Source organism: Roseiflexus castenholzii DSM 13941 (assembly GCF_000017805.1).
GTDB lineage: Bacteria > Chloroflexota > Chloroflexia > Chloroflexales > Roseiflexaceae > Roseiflexus > Roseiflexus castenholzii.
The window spans coordinates 374,680-392,697 of record NC_009767.1 but is presented as its reverse complement, the minus strand read 5'-3'; the positions used below and the strand labels follow the sequence as shown (position 1 = coordinate 392,697).

Sequence of the window (18,018 nt, the reverse complement as noted above, 5' to 3'; positions counted from 1 at the left end):
TGAAAGCGATTTCGAAGCATCAACGTCACCAGATCGGCAGACTGGCAATCAGCGCCAGCAGGAGAAACACAACCGCGAGCGCAATTGTCGCCTGGTGCATCGTCTTCTCGATGCCGCGCTTTGTGCGATAGATGGTATCGCGCTGTTGCAATCCCGCCGTGCGCCCCTGCACAACCACAAGAAATGTCAATGCCGCGCTGACAATAATAAGGGCGGTGTAGAGAGCGATTTCCACGTTTTCGTCCTGCTGTTCCAGTCTCCGGTCACAGGGCGATATTATACCATCAGCGCGGCAGGATGCCAACTCAGTACTTTGGCACGCCGGGGTCCACCTCATCCGCCCAGCGGAGGATGCCGCCGGCCAGGTTTTTCACCTTGCGGAAACCGGCCTGGCGCAACAGGTCGACCGCGCGTGCGCTGCGCACGCCGCTGCGACAGTAGACGACCATTTCGACCGCACTGTCGAGTTCGTTCATCCGCTCAGCAAGTTCGTTGACTGAAATACGCACGGCGCCCGGCAGATGGCAGATCTCCCACTCATTTGCCTCGCGCACATCGAGCAGGAAGGGCGGATGATCGCTCTGCAACCATTCGGCGACTTCGGCCGGCGTGATCTCGATGGTTGCGTCGCGGTGCGCTTCTTCCGGCGAAATGCCGCAGAACTGCTGATAATCGATCAGTTCCGTGACGGTTGGGTGATCACCACACACCGGACAATCAGGGTTGCGACGCAATTTCAGTTCGCGGAAGCGCATTGCCAGGGCATCATAGAGCAGCAAACGCCCGATCAGCGGCTCGCCGATGCCGGTGAGCAGCTTAATCGCCTCGGTCGCCTGGATTGTTCCAATGACGCCGGGAAGTACGCCGAGCACGCCCCCTTCGGCGCAACTCGGCACCAGACCCGGCGGCGGCGGCTCAGGGTAGAGACAACGGTAGCACGGACCGCCATGCTTCGGCGAAAAGACCGTCGCCTGCCCCTCGAAGCGAAAGATCGAACCGTAGACGTTGGGTTTGCCGAGCATGACGCAGGCATCGTTCGTCAGGTAGCGCGTCGGGAAGTTGTCGGTGCCATCGACGATGACATCGTAGGGACGCATCAAGTCAAAGGCGTTCTCGGATGTGATCTGCGTCTCATACGTGGCGATATCGATGTGCGGATTGAGATCGCGCAAGCGCATCTTTGCCGACTCGGTCTTGCGAATGCCCAGCGTGGATGTGCCGTGAATGATCTGGCGTTGCAGGTTGCTTTCGTCGACGATGTCGAAATCAACCAGACCGATATGTCCCACGCCAGCAGCGGCAAGGTACAGCGCCAGCGGCGACCCAAGCCCGCCGGTTCCGATCAGGAGCACGCTGCCCTGCTTGAGTTTGCGTTGCCCTTCCATGCCAAACTCAGGCAGAATCAAATGCCGCGAATACCGGCGAATCTCTTCATTCGACAGAGAAGACAGTATCATCACTCCGCTCCATACCATGATAGTTATCGAACGCCGCCGGCGATTGCCGGAATAATACTGACGGTTTCGCCATCAGGGACAGGGGTTTCGATCCCCTGAAGGTGGCGAATATCCTCATCGCCGACATAAATGTTGACAAAACTGCGCAGCGTACCCTGCTCGTTGTACAGATGTTTGCCAAGTTGCGGGTACTGCTCGCTCAATGCAGCCAGAATCTGCCCTACAGAACCGGTTGCCAGCGCGACACTGGCGTTGCCGCCGGTGTACTGGCGCAGTGCGGTTGGAATCGTTACGGTGACTGCCATCGTGTGACCTCTTTGGAGAACTGAGAACGAAGAACTGAGAACCGGAGAGTAGGGTTGGCTTTCGATTTAACCTGTGCCCTGCCTTCTGCTCACCTTCCACCTTCAATCCGCAACCTTTGCGCCTTTGTGTGAAGAGCATTCAGCGTGGAACGTTCACCGTGTTCCCTCCTGAAACCTTCTTTCGCCCGCGATCAGGAATCGGTGCATCGCACTGATTCTACCGGAGGCGTTCAACCGTCTCCTCAGGCACAAAGCGCATTCCGGCATCATCCAGCGTCCAGGCGGTCAATTCGGCAGCACGCCCTTCGCGCACGCTCTGAATGAGGAATGCGAACTGCGAACCACCGCCAATGCCCTGCGCGCCGGTCAGGTCGCGCGGCGACGGGATTGCCGGATGGTCGGGATGCGAGTGATAGCACCCAACGACATCGAGGTTGCGCTCGCGCGCCATGCGTTCAGCGCGCAGATAATCGCGCGGATCGAGGTAGAAGCGGTCGCGCAGGGAATGATCCGCATCGGTTGGCGTCAACCCCACGTCAACCGTCCATCGATTGGGCGCCGGGAAGACGTCCTCTACTTCCATGCGCGATCCATCGATCCGCCCCAAGAGCAACCCAACGCACTCGTCAGGATAAGTCTCTTCCGCATGCCGCGCGATGGCGATCCGCATGTGCTCAGGAAGAACGATCATCATTTGGGTATTTTCCGGTCACGCACAATCCCTCTCTTCTAAGAACCTTGAGGTCAGGACACGTACCAATAGGAAACAAGGGACATTCTGCAGTGAGAAGCCGATCAGATACAATAAAGATTCGGATTCCCACGTGCAACTTTCAACATGCGTGTTTCACGTGAAACACTTTTTTTCAGGTCGGATGCACCCCCCATGTGTCGCGTTCAGATTCCCTCGCCGTCTCGTCCATCGCCGTCGTCCCAGAAGTGATCACTGAGGTATTTGGCGGCGCCATCGCACAGGATGGTCACCACGACTCCCCGGCGCAATTCACGGGCGATGCGCAACGCCGCGACGACATTCGCGGCTGCGGAGACGCCGACCATCAACCCTTCCACGCGCGCCAGGCGACGCGCCATCGCAAAGGCTTCTTCGCTGCGGACCTCAATGATCGCATCGGCGAGCGTCGGATCGTAGATGCCCGGAACCAGCGCCGTCGTCGCCATATGCTTGACGCCTTCGAGCGCGTGGTACGGTCCGTCGGGCTGAACGGCGAACAGGCGCACATTCGGGTTTTGCGCGCGCAGGAAGCGTCCCGTCCCCATAAATGTGCCACTGGTTCCCAGCGCCGCCACAAAATGGGTCACCTGGCCGCCGGTCTGCACCCAGATTTCGGGACCGGTGCTCTCCTCGTGGGCGCGCGGATTGGCAGGATTGTTGTACTGATCGGGGTAGAAATAGCGTTCCGGGTATTCCTGCACCAGGGCGCGAATCCTGCGGATCGCCGCGTCCATGCCTTCGAGTGGATCGGTCAGCACGAGTTCAGCGCCGAGGGAACGAAGAATGCGCAACCGCTCCGGGCTGGCATTAGCGGGCAGCGCCAGCGTCACCCGGTAGCCGAGCGCCGCACCGAGCGTGGCGTAGGCAATACCGGTGTTGCCGCTTGTGGCATCAGCGATGCGCATACCCGGACGCAACAGACCGCGCCGTTCGCCGTCGCGGATCATCCACAGCGCCGGGCGATCCTTAACCGAACCGCCGGGGTTGTACCATTCCGCCTTGGCGTACACCGCGACATCAGGCGGCAGATCGAGATCGATCCGGGCGAGACGCAGGAGCGGCGTATTGCCGACCAGATCGATCAGCGTCCTGCGGCGGTCGATGCGTTCTTCAAGCGCCACACGGCTCACAATAGGCTCCCCTTCGATAGGCGGCAATCGCCGCCTTCAGCGTGCGCAGCGCCAGCGTTGCACAGCGTGGACGTGTTTGGACCGCCTCACGACCGAGGAAATCGATCATCTCATCGAGGGTTATCGCCTCGATCTCCGCGAATGTCGAACCGATCACTCGCTCGCTCAGAATGGACGCCGCTGCCTGTGAGATGGTGCATCCCTGTCCCTCGAACGATATGGCAACAACCCGGTCAGGCGGATCAATCTTCAAATACACCGTCACCACATCACCACAATCGGGGATGCCGCCAGTTTGCGTTACATCAGCGTCTGGCAGTGAACCGCGATTGCGGGGATGTTCATAATGATCCAGTAGACGCGCGATGAGTGCCGTTCGATCCATCACATGTTCCGCTTTGCCAGTTCGCGCGCGGCGAGCCGTTTCAGGTATGCGAGCAGGTAACTGATGCCGTTCAGACGCTGTGGCGACAGCACATGCTGCAAACCCATCGCATAGAAGAAATCGCCAGGAATGGCGAGCACCATCTCTGGCGCGGCGCCTTCCAACCCTTCGCGCAAGATCGCCGCATATCCGCGCACAGTCGGCGACTCTTCGGGAACATCGATATGGAATATCAGACGTCCCTCGTGCGACTCTGCAGTGGCATAGACTGGAGTTGCGCATTCATGGACCTGTTCCATCGCGGCGCGATTATCCCGCCACCGCTCCGGCAATGGCGGCAGACGGTCGGCGTATTCGAGCAGCAACTCCAGTTTCTCCGCCCGGTCCGCCGCGCGGAACTCCTCGACAATCGCGCGGAGACGCGGCGGCAGACCGGCAGGTATGTCGGACACAGCCATACGCTTACTTCTCGATTGGCAGACCAACCGCATTGCCCCATTCAGTCCAGCTACCATCGTAGTTGCGCACGTTCGGATACCCAAGCAGGTACGTCAGCACGAACCAGGTATGGCTGGACCGTTCGCCAATGCGGCAGTACGCGATCACGTCCTTGTCCGGCGTAATCCCTTTACCGGCATACAGTTCACGCAATTCATCGGCGCTCTTGAAGGTGCTATCCTCACGAACGGCGCTTGCCCAGGGAATGTTGACCGCTGTGGGGATATGCCCGCCGCGCAGCGCACCCTCCTGCGGATATTCCGGCATATGCAGGCGTTCGCCGGTGTATTCCTGCGGACTGCGCACATCGACGAGCGCCGTACCCGGCTGACGGATATGCGCCAGCACCTGATCGCGGAACGCGCGAATAGCGGCATCATTGCGCTCAGGGGCGTGGTACTCACCTGGCGGGTAGGATGGAACCTCGCGCGTCAGCGGACGCCCTTCGGCGATCCATTTGGCGCGACCGCCGTTCATAATCCGCGCATCGGCGTGACCAAACAGCTTGAATACCCATAGCGCGTAGGTGGCCCACCAGTTGTGCTTGTCGCCATAGAACACGACGGTTGTATCGTTGCTGATCCCCTTCGAGACCATCAACCGCTCGAACCGTTCGCGATCCAGATAGTCGCGGATGATAGGATCGTTGAGTTCGCCGACCCAATCGATCTTGACGGCGCCGGGAATATGCCCCTGATCATAGAGCAGAATATCTTCGTCACACTCGACGATCCGCACCTTCGGGTCGTTCAGGTGATCGGCAACCCAGGCAGTATCGACCAGCGCCTCGGGGTGAGCATAGCCACTCATCAGGACCTCCCCTGTGCTATTCTGAAGTAGACCGCTCAATTTATTCAACTATATTGTACGTCTGGGGAGGGAAAGAGTCAAGCAGCGCAACCGCCTAACCGATCCGCACCAATACATCATCACCCTGGCGCTGCACCTCGAAGACCTCGATGGGCATCACTGCCGGGAGGGTCAGCGGGCGTCCGGTGCGCACATCGAAGCGCGAGCCGTGCAACGGGCACTCGACCGTACAATCGTCGGGATCGAAGAACCCGTCGCTCAACTCCGCATAGTCGTGCGAACAGATGTCATCGGTGGCATAAATGGTTTCACCGGCGCGAAACAGCGCAATGCGCCGTCCATTGTACTCAACCGCGCGCATACCCCCGTCGGGCAGGTCGTGGATGGTTGCAAGTCGAACAAAATCAGCCATGATGGTGAGATCCTCAGCAAACAGCACAGTGTATCAGGTATCCCGGTGTCAGAAGCGCACTGCGAGCATCTCCGAATAGTGGGCGTCGTTGTGAACCGTCGCGTGCTGCGGAGCATCTCCCCGTCCAATGGAAGAGCGCTTTGACGTAAGGATGCCGGAACGGAACTGCGGGTTATGGGCGTCCATTGGGCGAGACGAGAGGAGAGCGAGCTGGCAGACCGAGCGCTTCGAGGAGCGCCAGTGGCTCATTCTCCAGCCATCCGGTTCCGGCGTCGCGCCCGCTGGCGACCAGCACCGACGCAATGGGAGGGACGAAAATGATGTCAACCGTGCCCTGCCCCGTCACCAGACCTATCCGATCCAGTCTGCCTGAGCGCACCTTGACCCACAACTTGAGCGACATAATGCCAATTCGGGCGATGGAAGGCGCAGCGCGTTCGAATGCCGGATCGCTTGCCCACAGCACCTGACCGTTCAATGCGCAGAGCGCAGCCGCATCGATCCCGGGATTGCGGCGCAGCGCTGCTGCAATATGTTTGCCTGCGCGGGCGACGAGTTCGGGGGTTAGGGCTATCGGTTGCATGAGTGCAGCACCTCCAACGAGCGATGACCGGTAGTAACAACGGTACTATTGTACCACGTCGTTATGACCAGTGGAGCGCCAGATCAGGAGTGAGGGGCAGGGTGCGGAAGGTGCTCGCGGGTGACGGGTGTATGGCGTGGAGTTTGAGCGGGATGATCAGCAGGCGCAACTCAAGGTCATCAATCACGGTATCATGGTATCATGGTATACCCAATTACGTGTGAACATCCGGCATGGTCACCCCGAGCCGCGCGAGGGGTCGTGCGCGACCCGCGCAGATTCCTCGCTGCGCGCGGCATGACCCGTCGCTGCGCGCGGCATGACCAGCATGCGGCATCGTCAATCGTCATTGGTATTACGCAACACTGAGTAGCGCCGGGAAGACATGCCATGCCGTTCAGAGTTATCGTCGCAGACAACGTTCGCTTCATGGACGAGCGTGAGAACTACGAGTATGGAACCTTCGATGGACTCGAAGCCGCCATAGCGGCAGCGAAGCAAATCGTCGACGAGTGCCTGGAATCAGCCTACACCCCAGCAATGAGTGCGGCAGACCTCTATCAGCACTACGTGAACTTTGGGGAAGAGCCGTACATCATCGCAGAGGGGTTTTCTGGCGTCTTATTCTCAGCGTGGGACTATGCCAGGGAACGATGCGCTTTCATGTGTTCTCCCGACAGGGAAGGATCAGGCAATGAAGAGCAGAATGAAGCCGTGATGCCTGACCGGTCGTTCCAGCCGACGGCGCACTCGTCGCTTTGCTCCTCGGACCTTGTGGCTGAACCGGATCGTTCTGCGTTGGGGGGGATGCGTGGAGGTGCGATCGCGCTCGATGCAGCCGGGGTCACCTACGCTTCACCCGACGGTACGTCTCAGCGCGTCGAGTGGGCGGATCTCCGAACCGTCGAAGTCATCACGACCGATAGCGGACCGTTTGCCGAAGATGTGTTCTGGAGGCTGCACGGGGACGGTCCACCGCTGCTGATCCCGCAGTCGGCAAGTGGGTCGGACTCGCTGCTCGCCCGTCTCCAGGAGTTGCCGGGGTTCGACAACCGCGCCGTCATCGCCGCTATGTCGTCAGTCGGCAACGAGCGGTTCCTGTGCTGGATGCGATCCTGAGTCTTCTCTACATCGATGTCACCGGTTATCGATGCACCTCTCCGGCGCCACTGCTGCCGGCAATTGGGTTGCCGCAGTCGCGTGTGTAGTCGACCGTTACAAGGTCAACCTGATTGGACCGGGAACGATAGAGGGGGCGTGACGGTCGACGCTTCACCTACCTTGCGAAACGCACCAGTTTTCAGGAAAACCTACATCTCGCACAGTGCGGTTTGATCATCATACTATCATGCTAGCAAAACGCCCTCTCTCCAGTTCGGCGCCGGAGAGAGGGCAAAGATGTCAAGCGGCGCTGAGACGCGACAGTCGCTCTTTCGTTCTGTCACTCTCCTGAGCGATGCCATTTCGTCTCTTATCCGACCGACCCTTCCATTTCGAGTTGAATGAGGCGGTTGAGTTCGACAGCGTACTCCATCGGCAATTCGCGTGTAAACGGCTCCATGAAGCCGAGCACAATCATCGAGAGCGCATCCGCCTCACCGATGCCGCGGCTCATCAGGTAGAACAGTTGCTCCTCGCCGATGCGCCCGACGGTCGCCTCGTGCGCCAGGGTGCAGCGGTCTTCCTCGATCTCGATATACGGGATCGTGTCGGACGCCGACTTCTCATCGAGGATGAGCGCGTCGCAGTTCACATTGATCTTCGCGCCGGTCGCACCGGGCATGACCTTCGCCAGACCGCGGTACGTCGTCTTACCGCCATTCTTCGAGACCGACTTATTGGTGATACGGCTGGTCGTATCGGGCGCGATATGCACCATTTTGGCGCCGGCGTCCTGGTGCTGCCCTTTGCCGGCATACGCCACCGAGAGCACTTCGCCGCGCGCGCCGCGCCCCATCAGGTAGACCGACGGGTACTTCATCGTCAGCCGCGAGCCGATATTGCCATCGACCCACTCCATACTTGCCTCTTCGTAGGCGATAGCGCGCTTGGTCACCAGATTGAAGATATTGTTCGCCCAGTTCTGGATCGTTGTGTAGCGACACTTGCCGCCCTTCATCACAATAATCTCGACCACTGCCGAGTGCAGCGAGTTGGTGCTGTAGATCGGCGCCGTACACCCCTCGATATAATGCACCGATGCGCCTTCCTCAACGATGATCAGGGTGCGCTCGAACTGCCCCATATTCTCCGCATTGATGCGGAAATACGCCTGGAGCGGAATATCGACATGCACCCCCTTGGGCACATACACGAACGACCCGCCCGACCAGACCGCCGTGTTCAGCGCAGCGTACTTATTGTCCGCCGCCGGAACCACAGTGCCGAAGTACTTCTTAAAGATTTCCGGGTACTCCTTCAGACCGGTGTCGGTGTCGAGGAAGATGACCCCCTGCTTCGCCCACTCCTCGCGCAGCGAGTGATAGACGACCTCCGACTCATACTGCGCGCCGACGCCGGCGAGGAACTTGCGTTCCGCTTCGGGAATGCCCAATCGCTCGAAGGTCTGCTTAATCTCGGCCGGCACGGCGTCCCAATCGGTCTGCGGTCGCTCGCCGGCGCGCACGAAGTAGTGGATCTCGTCGTAGTTCAGTTCTGCCAGTTCCGGGTTCGCCCACATACCGGTCAGCGGCGTCGGTTTCTTGCGGAAGATTTCGAGCGCCTGCAACCGGCGCTTCAACATCCACTCCGGCTCTCCCTTCATCCCCGATAACTCACGAACGACCTTCTCGTTCAAGCCCTTGTCGGACTTGAAAATATATCGCTCCTCATTGCGGAAGGCGTACTTCGAATAATCGAAATCCAGATTTGTTGCAGTGACAGCCATTGGTTGCACTCCTCTCCCGAAAGATAGTTACAATTCATCATCATCGGGCGCATGACCCACGCCATACAACCCTGCCTTGAGCGTCTTGAGCGGAAGCAGCGCACATTTGATGCGCACCGGATTATGGCTCAGTGGAATGCCGATCAGCGCCAGGAGATGTTCTTTGCTGAACTGCTTCGCCTGTTCGACCGGCATCCCGACGATTTCATCGGTCAGCATCGAGGCGGACGCCTGACTGATCGCGCAACCGCGTCCATCGAAGCGCGCATCGGTGATGACGCCATGTTCGATCCGCAGATCGATCCGCACCCGGTCGCCGCACAGGGGATTGTGCTCCTCGGCGCTGACGTCGGGATGGTCGAGCCGACCGCGACGACGCGGGTGTTTATAGTGTTCGAGAATAAGTTCGCGGTAGAGATCGTCCATTCCCATCACCCGAACAGGGTGCGCGCCTTGTGCAGCGCGGCAACCAGTCGATCAACCTCTTCTGGAATGTTGTACAGATAGAACGATGCGCGCGTAGTAGCAGGAATATCGTAGTGCGCGTGCAACGGTTGCGCACAGTGATGCCCGGCGCGCACTGCAATCCCCTCACTGTCGAGCACTGCCGCAACATCGTGCGGATGCACGCCGTCGAGCGTGAAACTCACCGCGCCGCCGCGCATCTCGGTCGTTGTCGGACCATACACCCGCAGCCCTTCGACTTCGCTCAGGCGTTCAAGCGCATACCCCAGCAATTCGCGCTCGTGGGCGGAGATTCGATCCATGCCGATCTCTTGCAGAAAATCAACCGCCTCACCGAGCGCAATCGCCTCGGCAATCGCCGGCGTTCCCGCCTCGAAGCGCGCCGGAACGTCGGCGTATGTCGATTCGTGCAGCCCCACCACCCTGATCATCGAACCGCCGCCAAGGAACGGCGGCATCTGCTCCAGGATTGCACGCCGCCCCCACAGCACGCCGATGCCGGTCGGAGCGCACATTTTATGCCCGCTGAACGCCAGGAAATCGATATCGAGCGCCTGCACGTCCACTGGCATATGCGGTACGCTCTGCGCGCCGTCCACCAGCACGAGCGCGCCGCAAGCGTGCGCGCGCCGTGCAATCTCCGCCACCGGATTGATCGTTCCCAACACATTCGACTGCTGCGTAATCGCCACCAGGCGCACCCCTGCGAGTTGCGCGTCCAGATGGTCGAGCGCCAGGCGACCTTCGCCATCGATCGGCAGGAACTCCAGTTGCGCGCCGGTACGCTGCGCCAGCATCTGCCAGGGCACCAGGTTCGAGTGGTGCTCCATGATACTGAGCAGAATACGATCCCCCGCGCGCAGGTTTGCATCACCCCAACTGCGCGCCACCAGATTGATCGCCTCAGTCGTATTCCGCACAAAGACGATCTCGCGCTGGCTGCGAGCATTGATGAAACGCGCCACCTTGCCGCGCGCCCGCTCGAAGGCAAACGTCGCCTCTTCGCTCAGGCGGTAAATGCCACGATGCACATTCGCGTTGTAGCGCCGATAATACTCCTCGAGGCAATCGATCACACGGCGCGGCTTTTGCGACGACGCAGCGCTATCGAGAAACGCCAGCGTCTTACCATTCACCGACTGATTGAGAATCGGGAACTCCCGCCGCAGTGCGACGATATCGAACAGGCTCAGAGCGGCGCTTGCAGTCATGAGCGCACCTGCACACGCAAAAGCGGCAACGGCGCATCGGGTGTGATGCACCGTTCCACGCCATCGGACATCAAATCTTTGCCTCGATCATCTCTGCAATGCGCTGGCGCAGCGCATCGTTGGGAATGCGGTCGAGCACCGGCTCGAAGAACCCCATCACAATCAGATGGATGGCTTCATCACGCGGAATGCCGCGCGAGCGCATATAGAACAACTGCTCCTCATCCACCTCGCCGCTGGTCGAGGCGTGCCCCGCCCTGGCGACGTCGTTCGTATCGATCATCAGCCCAGGGATCGAGTCGCTGCGCGCCTTTGGCGAGAGGTGCAGTGCATGCTCCTCGAGACGCGAGACCGTTGCGCGGCTCTGATGTTCGATCTTGATCATCCCGTCGAAGGTTGTGTAACTCTGATCCTTGACGACGGTCTTAAAGTCCATATGCGCTTCAGTTTTCGCGCCGATATGGCGGAGCCATGGCGCCGTCAGCAGATTCTGATGATCACCGGCGAACGTCGCCGCCACCCACTCGACGCGCGACCCATCCCCTTCGAGCGCGGTTTCCGCCTCGATATGCTGGACGCGCGCGCCAAGATTGACGGCTGCCCACTCGATGGCCGCCCCACGCCCGACGCGCGCTTTCTGCGCGCCGATGTGGTACACATCCTCACCCCACGTTTGCACCGCAATAAAACGCAGGGTCGAGTCATTGCCAAGGAACATCTCGGTGACCGGCGCGGCAAATGCCTGATCGGACGCCGCAATCGAGTGATACTCCTCAACAAACGTTACACTAGCGCCATCATCGAGGATGATCAGGTTGCGCGGAACAATCGCCCCGCCGGGGATCGGCATCGAGAAGACTGCCGTCAGCGGCAATTCGACGCTGACATTCTTCGGCACATACAGAAAGACGCCGTCCTTCCAGAGCGCCGCGTTGAGCGCCAGGAACTTATGGCGCGTCGGCTCGATAGCAGCGCCGAGATGCCGCCGGATGAGCGTCTCGTGGGAATGAAGCGCCTGCGCCAGTGTGGTCAACACCACTCCCTGCTCCGTCAGGTCTTCTTCCTGATAGAGACTGGTTGCGGCCGTATCGGCAGCCGCGATCACCTGATCCGGCTTGAACTTCGACAGATCGGTGCGACGCCAGTAGGGTGGTTCAACCGAGGCGAAGAAGCGCCACGCTTCTGCGCGCTGCTCCGTCAGCCATGCCGGCTCATCCGCAGCCCGCGATGTCTCGATCACCAGGGCGTCGCTGATTTCGCCAAGCGGAGGAAACGTCTTCATAGTCACGCGCTTGCGACCTCCTCGCGGAGGAAGTCGTACCCCTTCTCTTCGAGTTCGAGCGCCAGTTCGGGTCCGCCCTCGCGCACAATTCGACCATCCATGAGCACCGACACAAAATGCGGCTTGATATAGTTCAGCAACCGCTGATAGTGCGTAATGACCAGCACCCCCATCTCAGGATGCTGCGCATAGAGCGTATTGACGCCCTGCGCAACGATTTTCAGCGCATCGATGTCGAGCCCCGAGTCGGTCTCGTCCATGATTGCCATGCTTGGTTCCAGCATTGCCATCTGCAAAATCTCGATGCGCTTCTTCTCGCCACCGGAGAAGCCCTCGTTCAGATAGCGGCGAGCGAAACTTTCATCGATGCCGAGCGCTGCCATCTGCTCACGCAGTTGCTTACGGAACTGCGCCATCGGAATGGCGGTTTCCTTCGGGTCCTTCCCCTCCTCGGCGCGATGCGCATTGATCGCAGCGCGCAGGAAGTTCGCCACCGTCACCCCCGGAATGGCGACCGGATACTGGAAGGCGAGGAAGAGACCGAGTTTTGAGCGCTCGTCCGGTTCGAGTTCGAGAATGTTGTGATCACGGTACCAGACCTCGCCGCCGGTGACCGTGTAGCCGGGATGTCCCATCAGGGTATACGCCAGCGTGCTCTTGCCGCTGCCGTTCGGCCCCATAATCGCGTGGATCGTACCGGCTTTGACGGTGAGATTGACCCCTTTGAGGATCTCTTTGTCTTCGACGCTGACGCGCAAATCCTTGATGACCAGATCGCTGTTCAATGCAGGAACTCCTGTGTGCTCAGTTTCAACGATTGAATACCCGGTGATGTGCGGCGCTACTCCGAAGACCGCGTAATCTGGAAATGACAATTGCGACGCCCTTCGCGAATGGTGCCCTCAATCTCCACCCGCTCGCCGAGCACCTGCTCGAGCATACGACGCTCCATGATGCACACGCCGGCATGCTCTTGCGCCACGTCGTGGTACGGGCAGGCGAACACCTGCAATGCGCCGTCCGGCGTCACTTCCACCGGAATGCCGCGCGCTTCGAGCGTGACACGCAGATGTGCCAGGCGTTCTTCCACATCATCGCCGACCACCTGCCCACGGTACTCTTCCGCCAGGCGTTTCCCGACCGCCTCGAGCAGCGCGTCAAGTCGCTCTTTCCCCTCGCGGCTCGCAATCTCGCGCAGCAGCAATGTGACCAGTGTATCGTACTCCTTCGGAAACAGGTCTTCGGCGCGGGGTGTGAGCGAGTACACCAGTCTTGGACGACCGGGACCGCCACGCGCCTGCCGCGTCGTCAGCAGACCTTTCGCTTCCAGATGCGCCAGATGCTCGCGCACCGCCGTCGTGCTGATACCCAACAACTCTTCCAGGTCTTTGATCGTCGCTTCGCCATGACGTCGCAGGTAGGTCAGAATCTTCCCTGCCGGCGTGTCTTCGGTATACTGCGCCAGTGTCATCGCATTGTTCCTCCACACTCATTGAGCAGTATACCAGACGGTTTATCTATTGTCAATAAAAACAGAAGAAACCGTGAATATTGAGAACGTTGACGCCAGGATGCAACGGCGCAAAGCCTGCACCAACACGTTCCGACATTCCTGGGCGCTGCGGGCTGAAGCCCTGGCTCAGGACGTGAAAGCCCCTTTATGATGTTGCACGCTTGTTTGTGTCGTACATTTGCTGCGGGCTGAAGCCCTGGCTCAGGAGGTGAAAGCCCCTCCGGGGCTTCCGATGTTGCACGCTTGTTTGTGTCGTACATTTGCTGCGGGCTGAAGCCCTGGCTCAGGAGGTGAAAGCCCCTTTATGATGTTGCACGCTTGTTTGTGTCGTACATTTGCTGCGGGCTGAAGCCCTGGCTCAGGAGGTGAAAGCCCCTTTCCGATGTTGCATGCTTGTTTGTGTCGTACATTTGGTGCGGGCTGAAGCCCTGGCTCAGGACGTGAAAGCCCCTTTCCGATGTTGCATGCTTGTTTGTGTCGTACATTTGGTGCGGGCTGAAGCCCTGGCTCAGGACGTGAAAGCCCCTTTCCGATGTTGCATGCTTGTTTGTGTCGTACATTTGGTGCGGGCTGAAGCCCTGGCTCAGGACGTGAAAGCCCCTTTCCGATGTTGCACGCTAGTTTGTGTCGTACATTTGGTGCGGGCTGAAGCCCTGGCTCAGGACGTGAAAGCCCCTTTCCGATGTTGCACGCTAGTTTGTGTCGTACATTTGGTGCGGGCTGAAGCCCTGGCTCAGGACGTGAAAGCCCCTCCGGGGCTTCCATATTCTGAGCGAGGGCTTTAGCCCGCAGCTCAGAAAACGCACGACGTGGCGGCGCAGGTTATTTCTTAATGTTCCATCAGCCACGGGCTATAGTCGCAAAGCCCGCCTGCGCGGGCTTGACCGGGCGATACCGGTCAGGATACGATAGATTTCGCGGCGCTCAACCGATAAATCAACGGAAACTTCCAGTGTGAAATCCTCTAAAGCCTGCCGGCGACATGCCCGACGGTCAACTCCTCGACGGCGACGTGCGGCGGATACGCTGCCAGACTGGCGATAGCGGCAGCGACGTCTGCCGGTTGCATCATCGCCGCACGGTTCCAATCGCCGGGAAGATCGTCCCACAAGCCGGTATCGGTTGCCGCCGGGAGCACCGCCGTCACGCGCACGCCATACGGTCGCACTTCTTCACGCACGGCGCCGAGCAACCCCAGCGCGCCATGTTTGGCGGCGCAATACGCCGACCAGTTGGGGAAGACCTGACGCGCCGCTACCGAGGCGACGTACACCAGCAATCCGCCGTTGTGCATGAACGGCGTTGCATGCTTGCAGATCAGGAAGAGACTCGTCAGGTGCACACGCACCTGCTCATCCCAATGCGTCTGAGTGATCTGCGTCACCGGTGCGACATATGCCCCGCCGACGCTGTGAACGAGCAGATCGATCCGTCCGGTTGCTATGGTCGTCTGTTCGATCAGGTGACGAATCTCATCTTCGTCCGTCACGTCGCATGGCGCGATGACCGCCGACGCGCCGGCCGCGCGGACGTCCGCCGCCACTTCGTCCAGGAGAGAAACGGATCGCGCCGCCAGGGTCATGGCGACGCCAGGCGCCGCGAGCGCGAGCGCTGTCGCCCGCCCGATGCCCCGGCTGGCGCCGGTGATGAGAATGGTCTTCATCTCCAAAATGCCCTTCCACGTAGGACCCGGTCTCATAGTAAGGGCAGGTCTGAGACCTGCCCCCCCGGAGCCGGTCGCGTAGTAGTAAGGGCAGGTCTGAGACCTGCCCCCCCCCGGAGCCGGTCGCGTAGTAGTAAGGGCAGGTCTGAGACCTGCCCCCCCGGAGCCGGTCTGAGACCTGCCCCCCCGGAGCCGGTCTGAGACCTGCCCCCCCGGAGCCGGTCTGAGACCTGCCCCCCCGGAGCCGGTCTGAGACCTGCCCCCCCGGAGCCGGTCTGAGACCTGCCCCCCCGGAGCCGGTCTGAGACCTGCCCCCCCCCGGAGCCGGTCGCGTAGTAGTAAGGGCAGGTCTGAGACCTGCCCCCCCCCGGAGCCGGTCGCGTAGTAGTAAGGGCAGGTCTGAGACCTGCCCCCCCGGAGCCGGTCTGAGACCTGCCCCCCCCGGAGCCGGTCGCGTAGTAGTAAGGGCAGGTCTGAGACCTGCCCCCCCGGAGCCGGTCGCGTAGTAGTAAGGGCAGGTCTGAGACCTGCCCTTACTGGGGGCAGGTCTGAGACCTGCCCCCACGACGGGATCATCCCCGCTCGATATGCGCCATGAACTCACTGCGTGTCTTCGGATCATCGCGGAAGACCCCGCGCATCGCGGATGTGACCATGGTGGCGCCGGCTTTCTTGACACCGCGCATCACTGCACACATATGAACGCCCTCGGCGACGACCGCCACGCCCAGTGGTTCGAGCCGCTGATTGATAAAATCGGCGATCTGTACTGTCATCCGTTCCTGCACCTGCAAGCGCCGCGCGAACATCTCGACAATGCGCGGAATCTTGCTCAACCCCACGACTCTGCCGTTGGGAATGTACGCGACGTGCACCCGCCCCATAAAAGGAAGCATATGGTGCTCGCACAGACTAGAGAACTCGATATTCTTGACCAGCACCATTTCATCGTAGCCGACGCTGAAGACCGCTTCGTTGATCAGCGCGTCGGGATCAATATGGTACCCGGCAGTCAGTTCCGCGTACATTTTGGCGACGCGCGACGGCGTCTTCTGCAACCCCTCACGTTCAGGATTTTCGCCGATCTGCTTCAGAATGACTCGCACGGCGTCTTCAATCGCTGCGTCGGAATGATAACTCATTCCTTCAAGTTTGCCGCGTCCCTGGATGATCAGGGTTTCGTATTCGCGCTCGTCCACGTCTGCGAGCGCATGGTCGTGGTGTCCATTGTTGCCATTGTGATATGTCATAAGATTTGTTCCTCAATAGATCTGGCACGGTGAGAACACGGATTTACGCGGCAATCCGTGGGTTTCCCTTCAGCGGTTATGTCGGGTATGCGGCAGTGCTGCGCCCGGTCCGGTATATTCGAACACATTTTTGCGCGTTTCCCACAACTTCAGATGACGCAGACGCCCCTCGAAGCGCGGCGCGAGTTCCTGCCACAGATAGATCACAATATTCTCGGCAGTGGAAGGCTGTGTGGCAAACGCTGCAATTTCACGGTCGAGATGCCGATAGTCGAGCCGGTCGAGCACACTGCGCACGGTCCGGTCCATTGCCGTCAGGTCGATCACCATGCCGGTTTCAGGATCGACAGGACCGGCGACGGTCACCTCAAGCGTATACGTATGCCCATGCCCGTTTGGATTGTTGCACTTGCCGTAGATCGCCAGGTTTTCTTTATCGGAAAGCAAGGGCGAGTGCAACCGGTGCGCAGCAGAGAAGGCATACATGCGCGCAAAGGTTGTCTCCTCCGCGCCATCGTACTCTGCCCACAGGTCACTTGTTTCGTACAGGCGCAACCGCGCCAGGCGTGCTGTGTGCGGCAACCGTGCCGCAATCAATCGCCACAGCACCCGCACAATGTTCTCGGTTGTCGGCAGTTGCTCACAAAAGTAGGGCGTATCCTCATTCAGATGCTTATGGTCAAACTCTTCCAGCACCTCCGACACCAGCGCTTTGAGTTCGGTCATATTCATCACCATGCCGGTGCGCGGGTCGAGATCGCCGGTGATGGTTACATCGAGCGTATAATTGTGACCGTGTCCATACGGGTAGGCGCATGGTCCAAAGACACGTTCGTTTTCCTCAGCGCTCCAATCGGAACGCCAGTAACGATGCGCTGCTGAAAACTCGAATCGACGAGTCGCATAAATCATGGAAATTTCTCCTTCTCTTCAGCCCCACAGGGCTGATATATCTGGTCGCATGGCGCACGCAATGGATGCCTCGCTTCGCCCGCGAGACACGATAGCCGACCTCTTTGCTTCTCGTTCGGGGAGTCGGTCGAGACCGGGGACGCATGATTGTCGCGCGCCGTATGCTGCGCCTGTATAACAATACACTTTTTGCACGGGTTTTGTCAAGAATAGAGGGTGGTGTGGTTCTTTGGCGATGCTGTTCTTTCAAGGGTGGCTTGTAAGGGCGCAAGGCAAGGAGTGAAAGGGGTGGCATGTTCCACGTGCAACGTGAAACGTCCCCAATCCTTGAGGTCTGTGCCGTGGGTCGGGTGTCTGCCGTCGAACGTCGCGTGCGGGCGGAACCACCCTATGCCGGGGACGCCGCCTGCCTCAAGGCTCCTGGTGCGAGGCACGGAGCGAGGGGCGAGGAAAGTCCCGCTTCCCCTTGTGTCAGCACCCGCGTGTCTCCCTCCCCGGTCTCATGGTTCAAAGGCGGACAGC

At 59.9% G+C, this 18,018-nt stretch carries 21 protein-coding genes; 1 reads left to right on the top strand and 20 read right to left on the bottom strand.

Annotated elements, in window-relative coordinates:
• Nucleotides 1–25: 25 nt before the first annotated feature.
• From secG to RCAS_RS26140, 11 genes are all read right to left on the bottom strand, one after another.
• Nucleotides 26–235 carry a preprotein translocase subunit SecG gene (gene secG / locus RCAS_RS01670; protein ID WP_011997856.1) on the bottom strand — a complete coding sequence of 70 codons (210 nt, stop codon included), beginning with the start codon at nt 233–235 and terminating at the stop codon, nt 26–28.
• Nucleotides 236–305: 70 nt separating this feature from the next.
• A complete protein-coding gene (gene moeB / locus RCAS_RS01665) occupies nt 306–1,457 on the bottom strand; it encodes a molybdopterin-synthase adenylyltransferase MoeB (RefSeq protein WP_011997855.1) in 1,152 nt (383 codons plus the stop codon).
• Between the two features lie 23 nt (nt 1,458–1,480).
• Nucleotides 1,481–1,762 (bottom strand): MoaD/ThiS family protein, encoded by a 282-nt coding sequence (locus RCAS_RS01660; RefSeq protein WP_011997854.1) that lies wholly within the window; start codon nt 1,760–1,762, stop codon nt 1,481–1,483.
• Between the two features lie 217 nt (nt 1,763–1,979).
• Nucleotides 1,980–2,456: a M67 family metallopeptidase gene (locus RCAS_RS01655; protein ID WP_011997853.1), complete on the bottom strand. Its 477-nt coding sequence runs from the start codon at nt 2,454–2,456 to the stop codon at nt 1,980–1,982.
• Nucleotides 2,457–2,659: 203 nt separating this feature from the next.
• The gene (locus tag RCAS_RS01650; protein WP_011997852.1) at nt 2,660–3,616 is read right to left on the bottom strand and encodes a PLP-dependent cysteine synthase family protein; all 957 of its coding nucleotides are present in this window, start codon (nt 3,614–3,616) and stop codon (nt 2,660–2,662) included.
• Nucleotides 3,606–4,010, bottom strand: coding sequence for an iron-sulfur cluster assembly scaffold protein (locus tag RCAS_RS01645; RefSeq protein WP_011997851.1), 405 nt, complete (start codon nt 4,008–4,010; stop codon nt 3,606–3,608). Before RCAS_RS01645 ends, RCAS_RS01650 begins: the two co-directional genes overlap by 11 nt.
• The gene (locus tag RCAS_RS01640; protein ID WP_011997850.1) at nt 4,010–4,468 is read right to left on the bottom strand and encodes a SufE family protein; all 459 of its coding nucleotides are present in this window, start codon (nt 4,466–4,468) and stop codon (nt 4,010–4,012) included. Before RCAS_RS01640 ends, RCAS_RS01645 begins: the two co-directional genes overlap by 1 nt.
• Before the next feature lie 4 nt (nt 4,469–4,472).
• On the bottom strand, nt 4,473–5,318 hold the full coding sequence (locus RCAS_RS01635) for a sulfurtransferase (protein WP_011997849.1): 846 nt from the start codon (nt 5,316–5,318) through the stop codon (nt 4,473–4,475).
• A gap of 94 nt (nt 5,319–5,412) precedes the next feature.
• Nucleotides 5,413–5,730: a non-heme iron oxygenase ferredoxin subunit gene (locus RCAS_RS01630; protein ID WP_011997848.1), complete on the bottom strand. Its 318-nt coding sequence runs from the start codon at nt 5,728–5,730 to the stop codon at nt 5,413–5,415.
• Nucleotides 5,731–5,902: 172 nt separating this feature from the next.
• On the bottom strand, nt 5,903–6,313 hold the full coding sequence (locus RCAS_RS01625; RefSeq protein ID WP_011997847.1) for a hypothetical protein: 411 nt from the start codon (nt 6,311–6,313) through the stop codon (nt 5,903–5,905).
• 61 nt (nt 6,314–6,374) lie between these two features.
• Entirely contained in the window at nt 6,375–6,500 is a 126-nt protein-coding gene (locus tag RCAS_RS26140; protein WP_269633335.1) for a hypothetical protein, read from the bottom strand.
• A gap of 203 nt (nt 6,501–6,703) precedes the next feature.
• On the opposite strand from RCAS_RS26140, the gene RCAS_RS23105 reads away from it, so the two are divergent.
• Nucleotides 6,704–7,432 carry a hypothetical protein gene (locus RCAS_RS23105; protein WP_011997846.1) on the top strand — a complete coding sequence of 243 codons (729 nt, stop codon included), beginning with the start codon at nt 6,704–6,706 and terminating at the stop codon, nt 7,430–7,432.
• A 352-nt stretch (nt 7,433–7,784) separates the two neighbouring features.
• Here RCAS_RS23105 and sufB read toward each other — a convergent pair whose 3' ends face one another.
• From sufB to RCAS_RS01570, 9 genes are all read right to left on the bottom strand, one after another.
• Nucleotides 7,785–9,200, bottom strand: coding sequence for a Fe-S cluster assembly protein SufB (sufB, locus tag RCAS_RS01615; RefSeq protein ID WP_011997845.1), 1,416 nt, complete (start codon nt 9,198–9,200; stop codon nt 7,785–7,787).
• Between the two features lie 27 nt (nt 9,201–9,227).
• A complete protein-coding gene (sufU, locus tag RCAS_RS01610; protein ID WP_011997844.1) occupies nt 9,228–9,626 on the bottom strand; it encodes a Fe-S cluster assembly sulfur transfer protein SufU in 399 nt (132 codons plus the stop codon).
• A 5-nt stretch (nt 9,627–9,631) separates the two neighbouring features.
• Nucleotides 9,632–10,876, bottom strand: coding sequence for a cysteine desulfurase (locus tag RCAS_RS01605; protein ID WP_011997843.1), 1,245 nt, complete (start codon nt 10,874–10,876; stop codon nt 9,632–9,634).
• A gap of 70 nt (nt 10,877–10,946) precedes the next feature.
• Nucleotides 10,947–12,158: a Fe-S cluster assembly protein SufD gene (sufD, locus tag RCAS_RS01600; RefSeq protein ID WP_232280125.1), complete on the bottom strand. Its 1,212-nt coding sequence runs from the start codon at nt 12,156–12,158 to the stop codon at nt 10,947–10,949.
• A gap of 2 nt (nt 12,159–12,160) precedes the next feature.
• Nucleotides 12,161–12,943, bottom strand: coding sequence for a Fe-S cluster assembly ATPase SufC (gene sufC, locus RCAS_RS01595; protein WP_011997841.1), 783 nt, complete (start codon nt 12,941–12,943; stop codon nt 12,161–12,163).
• A gap of 56 nt (nt 12,944–12,999) precedes the next feature.
• Nucleotides 13,000–13,629 (bottom strand): helix-turn-helix transcriptional regulator, encoded by a 630-nt coding sequence (locus tag RCAS_RS01590; protein ID WP_011997840.1) that lies wholly within the window; start codon nt 13,627–13,629, stop codon nt 13,000–13,002.
• A 1,006-nt stretch (nt 13,630–14,635) separates the two neighbouring features.
• Complete coding sequence (locus tag RCAS_RS01580) at nt 14,636–15,334, bottom strand: SDR family oxidoreductase (RefSeq protein ID WP_011997839.1); 699 nt, start codon at nt 15,332–15,334, stop codon at nt 14,636–14,638.
• A gap of 572 nt (nt 15,335–15,906) precedes the next feature.
• Nucleotides 15,907–16,584, bottom strand: a complete 678-nt coding sequence (gene folE, locus RCAS_RS01575) for a GTP cyclohydrolase I FolE (protein WP_011997838.1) — start codon at nt 16,582–16,584, stop codon at nt 15,907–15,909.
• Between the two features lie 69 nt (nt 16,585–16,653).
• Nucleotides 16,654–17,496, bottom strand: coding sequence for a 6-carboxytetrahydropterin synthase (locus RCAS_RS01570; RefSeq protein ID WP_011997837.1), 843 nt, complete (start codon nt 17,494–17,496; stop codon nt 16,654–16,656).
• Nucleotides 17,497–18,018: the final 522 nt, after the last annotated feature.

What these genes read in the sequence shown, in the direction of transcription:
- sufU (WP_011997844.1), bottom strand. Translation starts at nt 9,626, where the DNA reads ATGGACGATCTCTACCGCGAACTTATTCTCGAACACTATAAACACCCG.
- RCAS_RS23105 (WP_011997846.1), top strand. Translation starts at nt 6,704, where the DNA reads ATGCCGTTCAGAGTTATCGTCGCAGACAACGTTCGCTTCATGGACGAG.
- RCAS_RS01580 (WP_011997839.1), bottom strand. Translation starts at nt 15,334, where the DNA reads ATGAAGACCATTCTCATCACCGGCGCCAGCCGGGGCATCGGGCGGGCG.
- sufD (WP_232280125.1), bottom strand. Translation starts at nt 12,158, where the DNA reads ATGAAGACGTTTCCTCCGCTTGGCGAAATCAGCGACGCCCTGGTGATC.
- RCAS_RS01605 (WP_011997843.1), bottom strand. Translation starts at nt 10,876, where the DNA reads ATGACTGCAAGCGCCGCTCTGAGCCTGTTCGATATCGTCGCACTGCGG.
- RCAS_RS01590 (WP_011997840.1), bottom strand. Translation starts at nt 13,629, where the DNA reads ATGACACTGGCGCAGTATACCGAAGACACGCCGGCAGGGAAGATTCTG.
- RCAS_RS01655 (WP_011997853.1), bottom strand. Translation starts at nt 2,456, where the DNA reads ATGATGATCGTTCTTCCTGAGCACATGCGGATCGCCATCGCGCGGCAT.
- sufB (WP_011997845.1), bottom strand. Translation starts at nt 9,200, where the DNA reads ATGGCTGTCACTGCAACAAATCTGGATTTCGATTATTCGAAGTACGCC.
- RCAS_RS01645 (WP_011997851.1), bottom strand. Translation starts at nt 4,010, where the DNA reads ATGGATCGAACGGCACTCATCGCGCGTCTACTGGATCATTATGAACAT.
- RCAS_RS01635 (WP_011997849.1), bottom strand. Translation starts at nt 5,318, where the DNA reads ATGAGTGGCTATGCTCACCCCGAGGCGCTGGTCGATACTGCCTGGGTT.
- RCAS_RS01630 (WP_011997848.1), bottom strand. Translation starts at nt 5,730, where the DNA reads ATGGCTGATTTTGTTCGACTTGCAACCATCCACGACCTGCCCGACGGG.
- RCAS_RS01625 (WP_011997847.1), bottom strand. Translation starts at nt 6,313, where the DNA reads ATGCAACCGATAGCCCTAACCCCCGAACTCGTCGCCCGCGCAGGCAAA.
- folE (WP_011997838.1), bottom strand. Translation starts at nt 16,584, where the DNA reads ATGACATATCACAATGGCAACAATGGACACCACGACCATGCGCTCGCA.
- RCAS_RS01660 (WP_011997854.1), bottom strand. Translation starts at nt 1,762, where the DNA reads ATGGCAGTCACCGTAACGATTCCAACCGCACTGCGCCAGTACACCGGC.
- RCAS_RS01640 (WP_011997850.1), bottom strand. Translation starts at nt 4,468, where the DNA reads ATGGCTGTGTCCGACATACCTGCCGGTCTGCCGCCGCGTCTCCGCGCG.
- moeB (WP_011997855.1), bottom strand. Translation starts at nt 1,457, where the DNA reads ATGATACTGTCTTCTCTGTCGAATGAAGAGATTCGCCGGTATTCGCGG.
- RCAS_RS01570 (WP_011997837.1), bottom strand. Translation starts at nt 17,496, where the DNA reads ATGATTTATGCGACTCGTCGATTCGAGTTTTCAGCAGCGCATCGTTAC.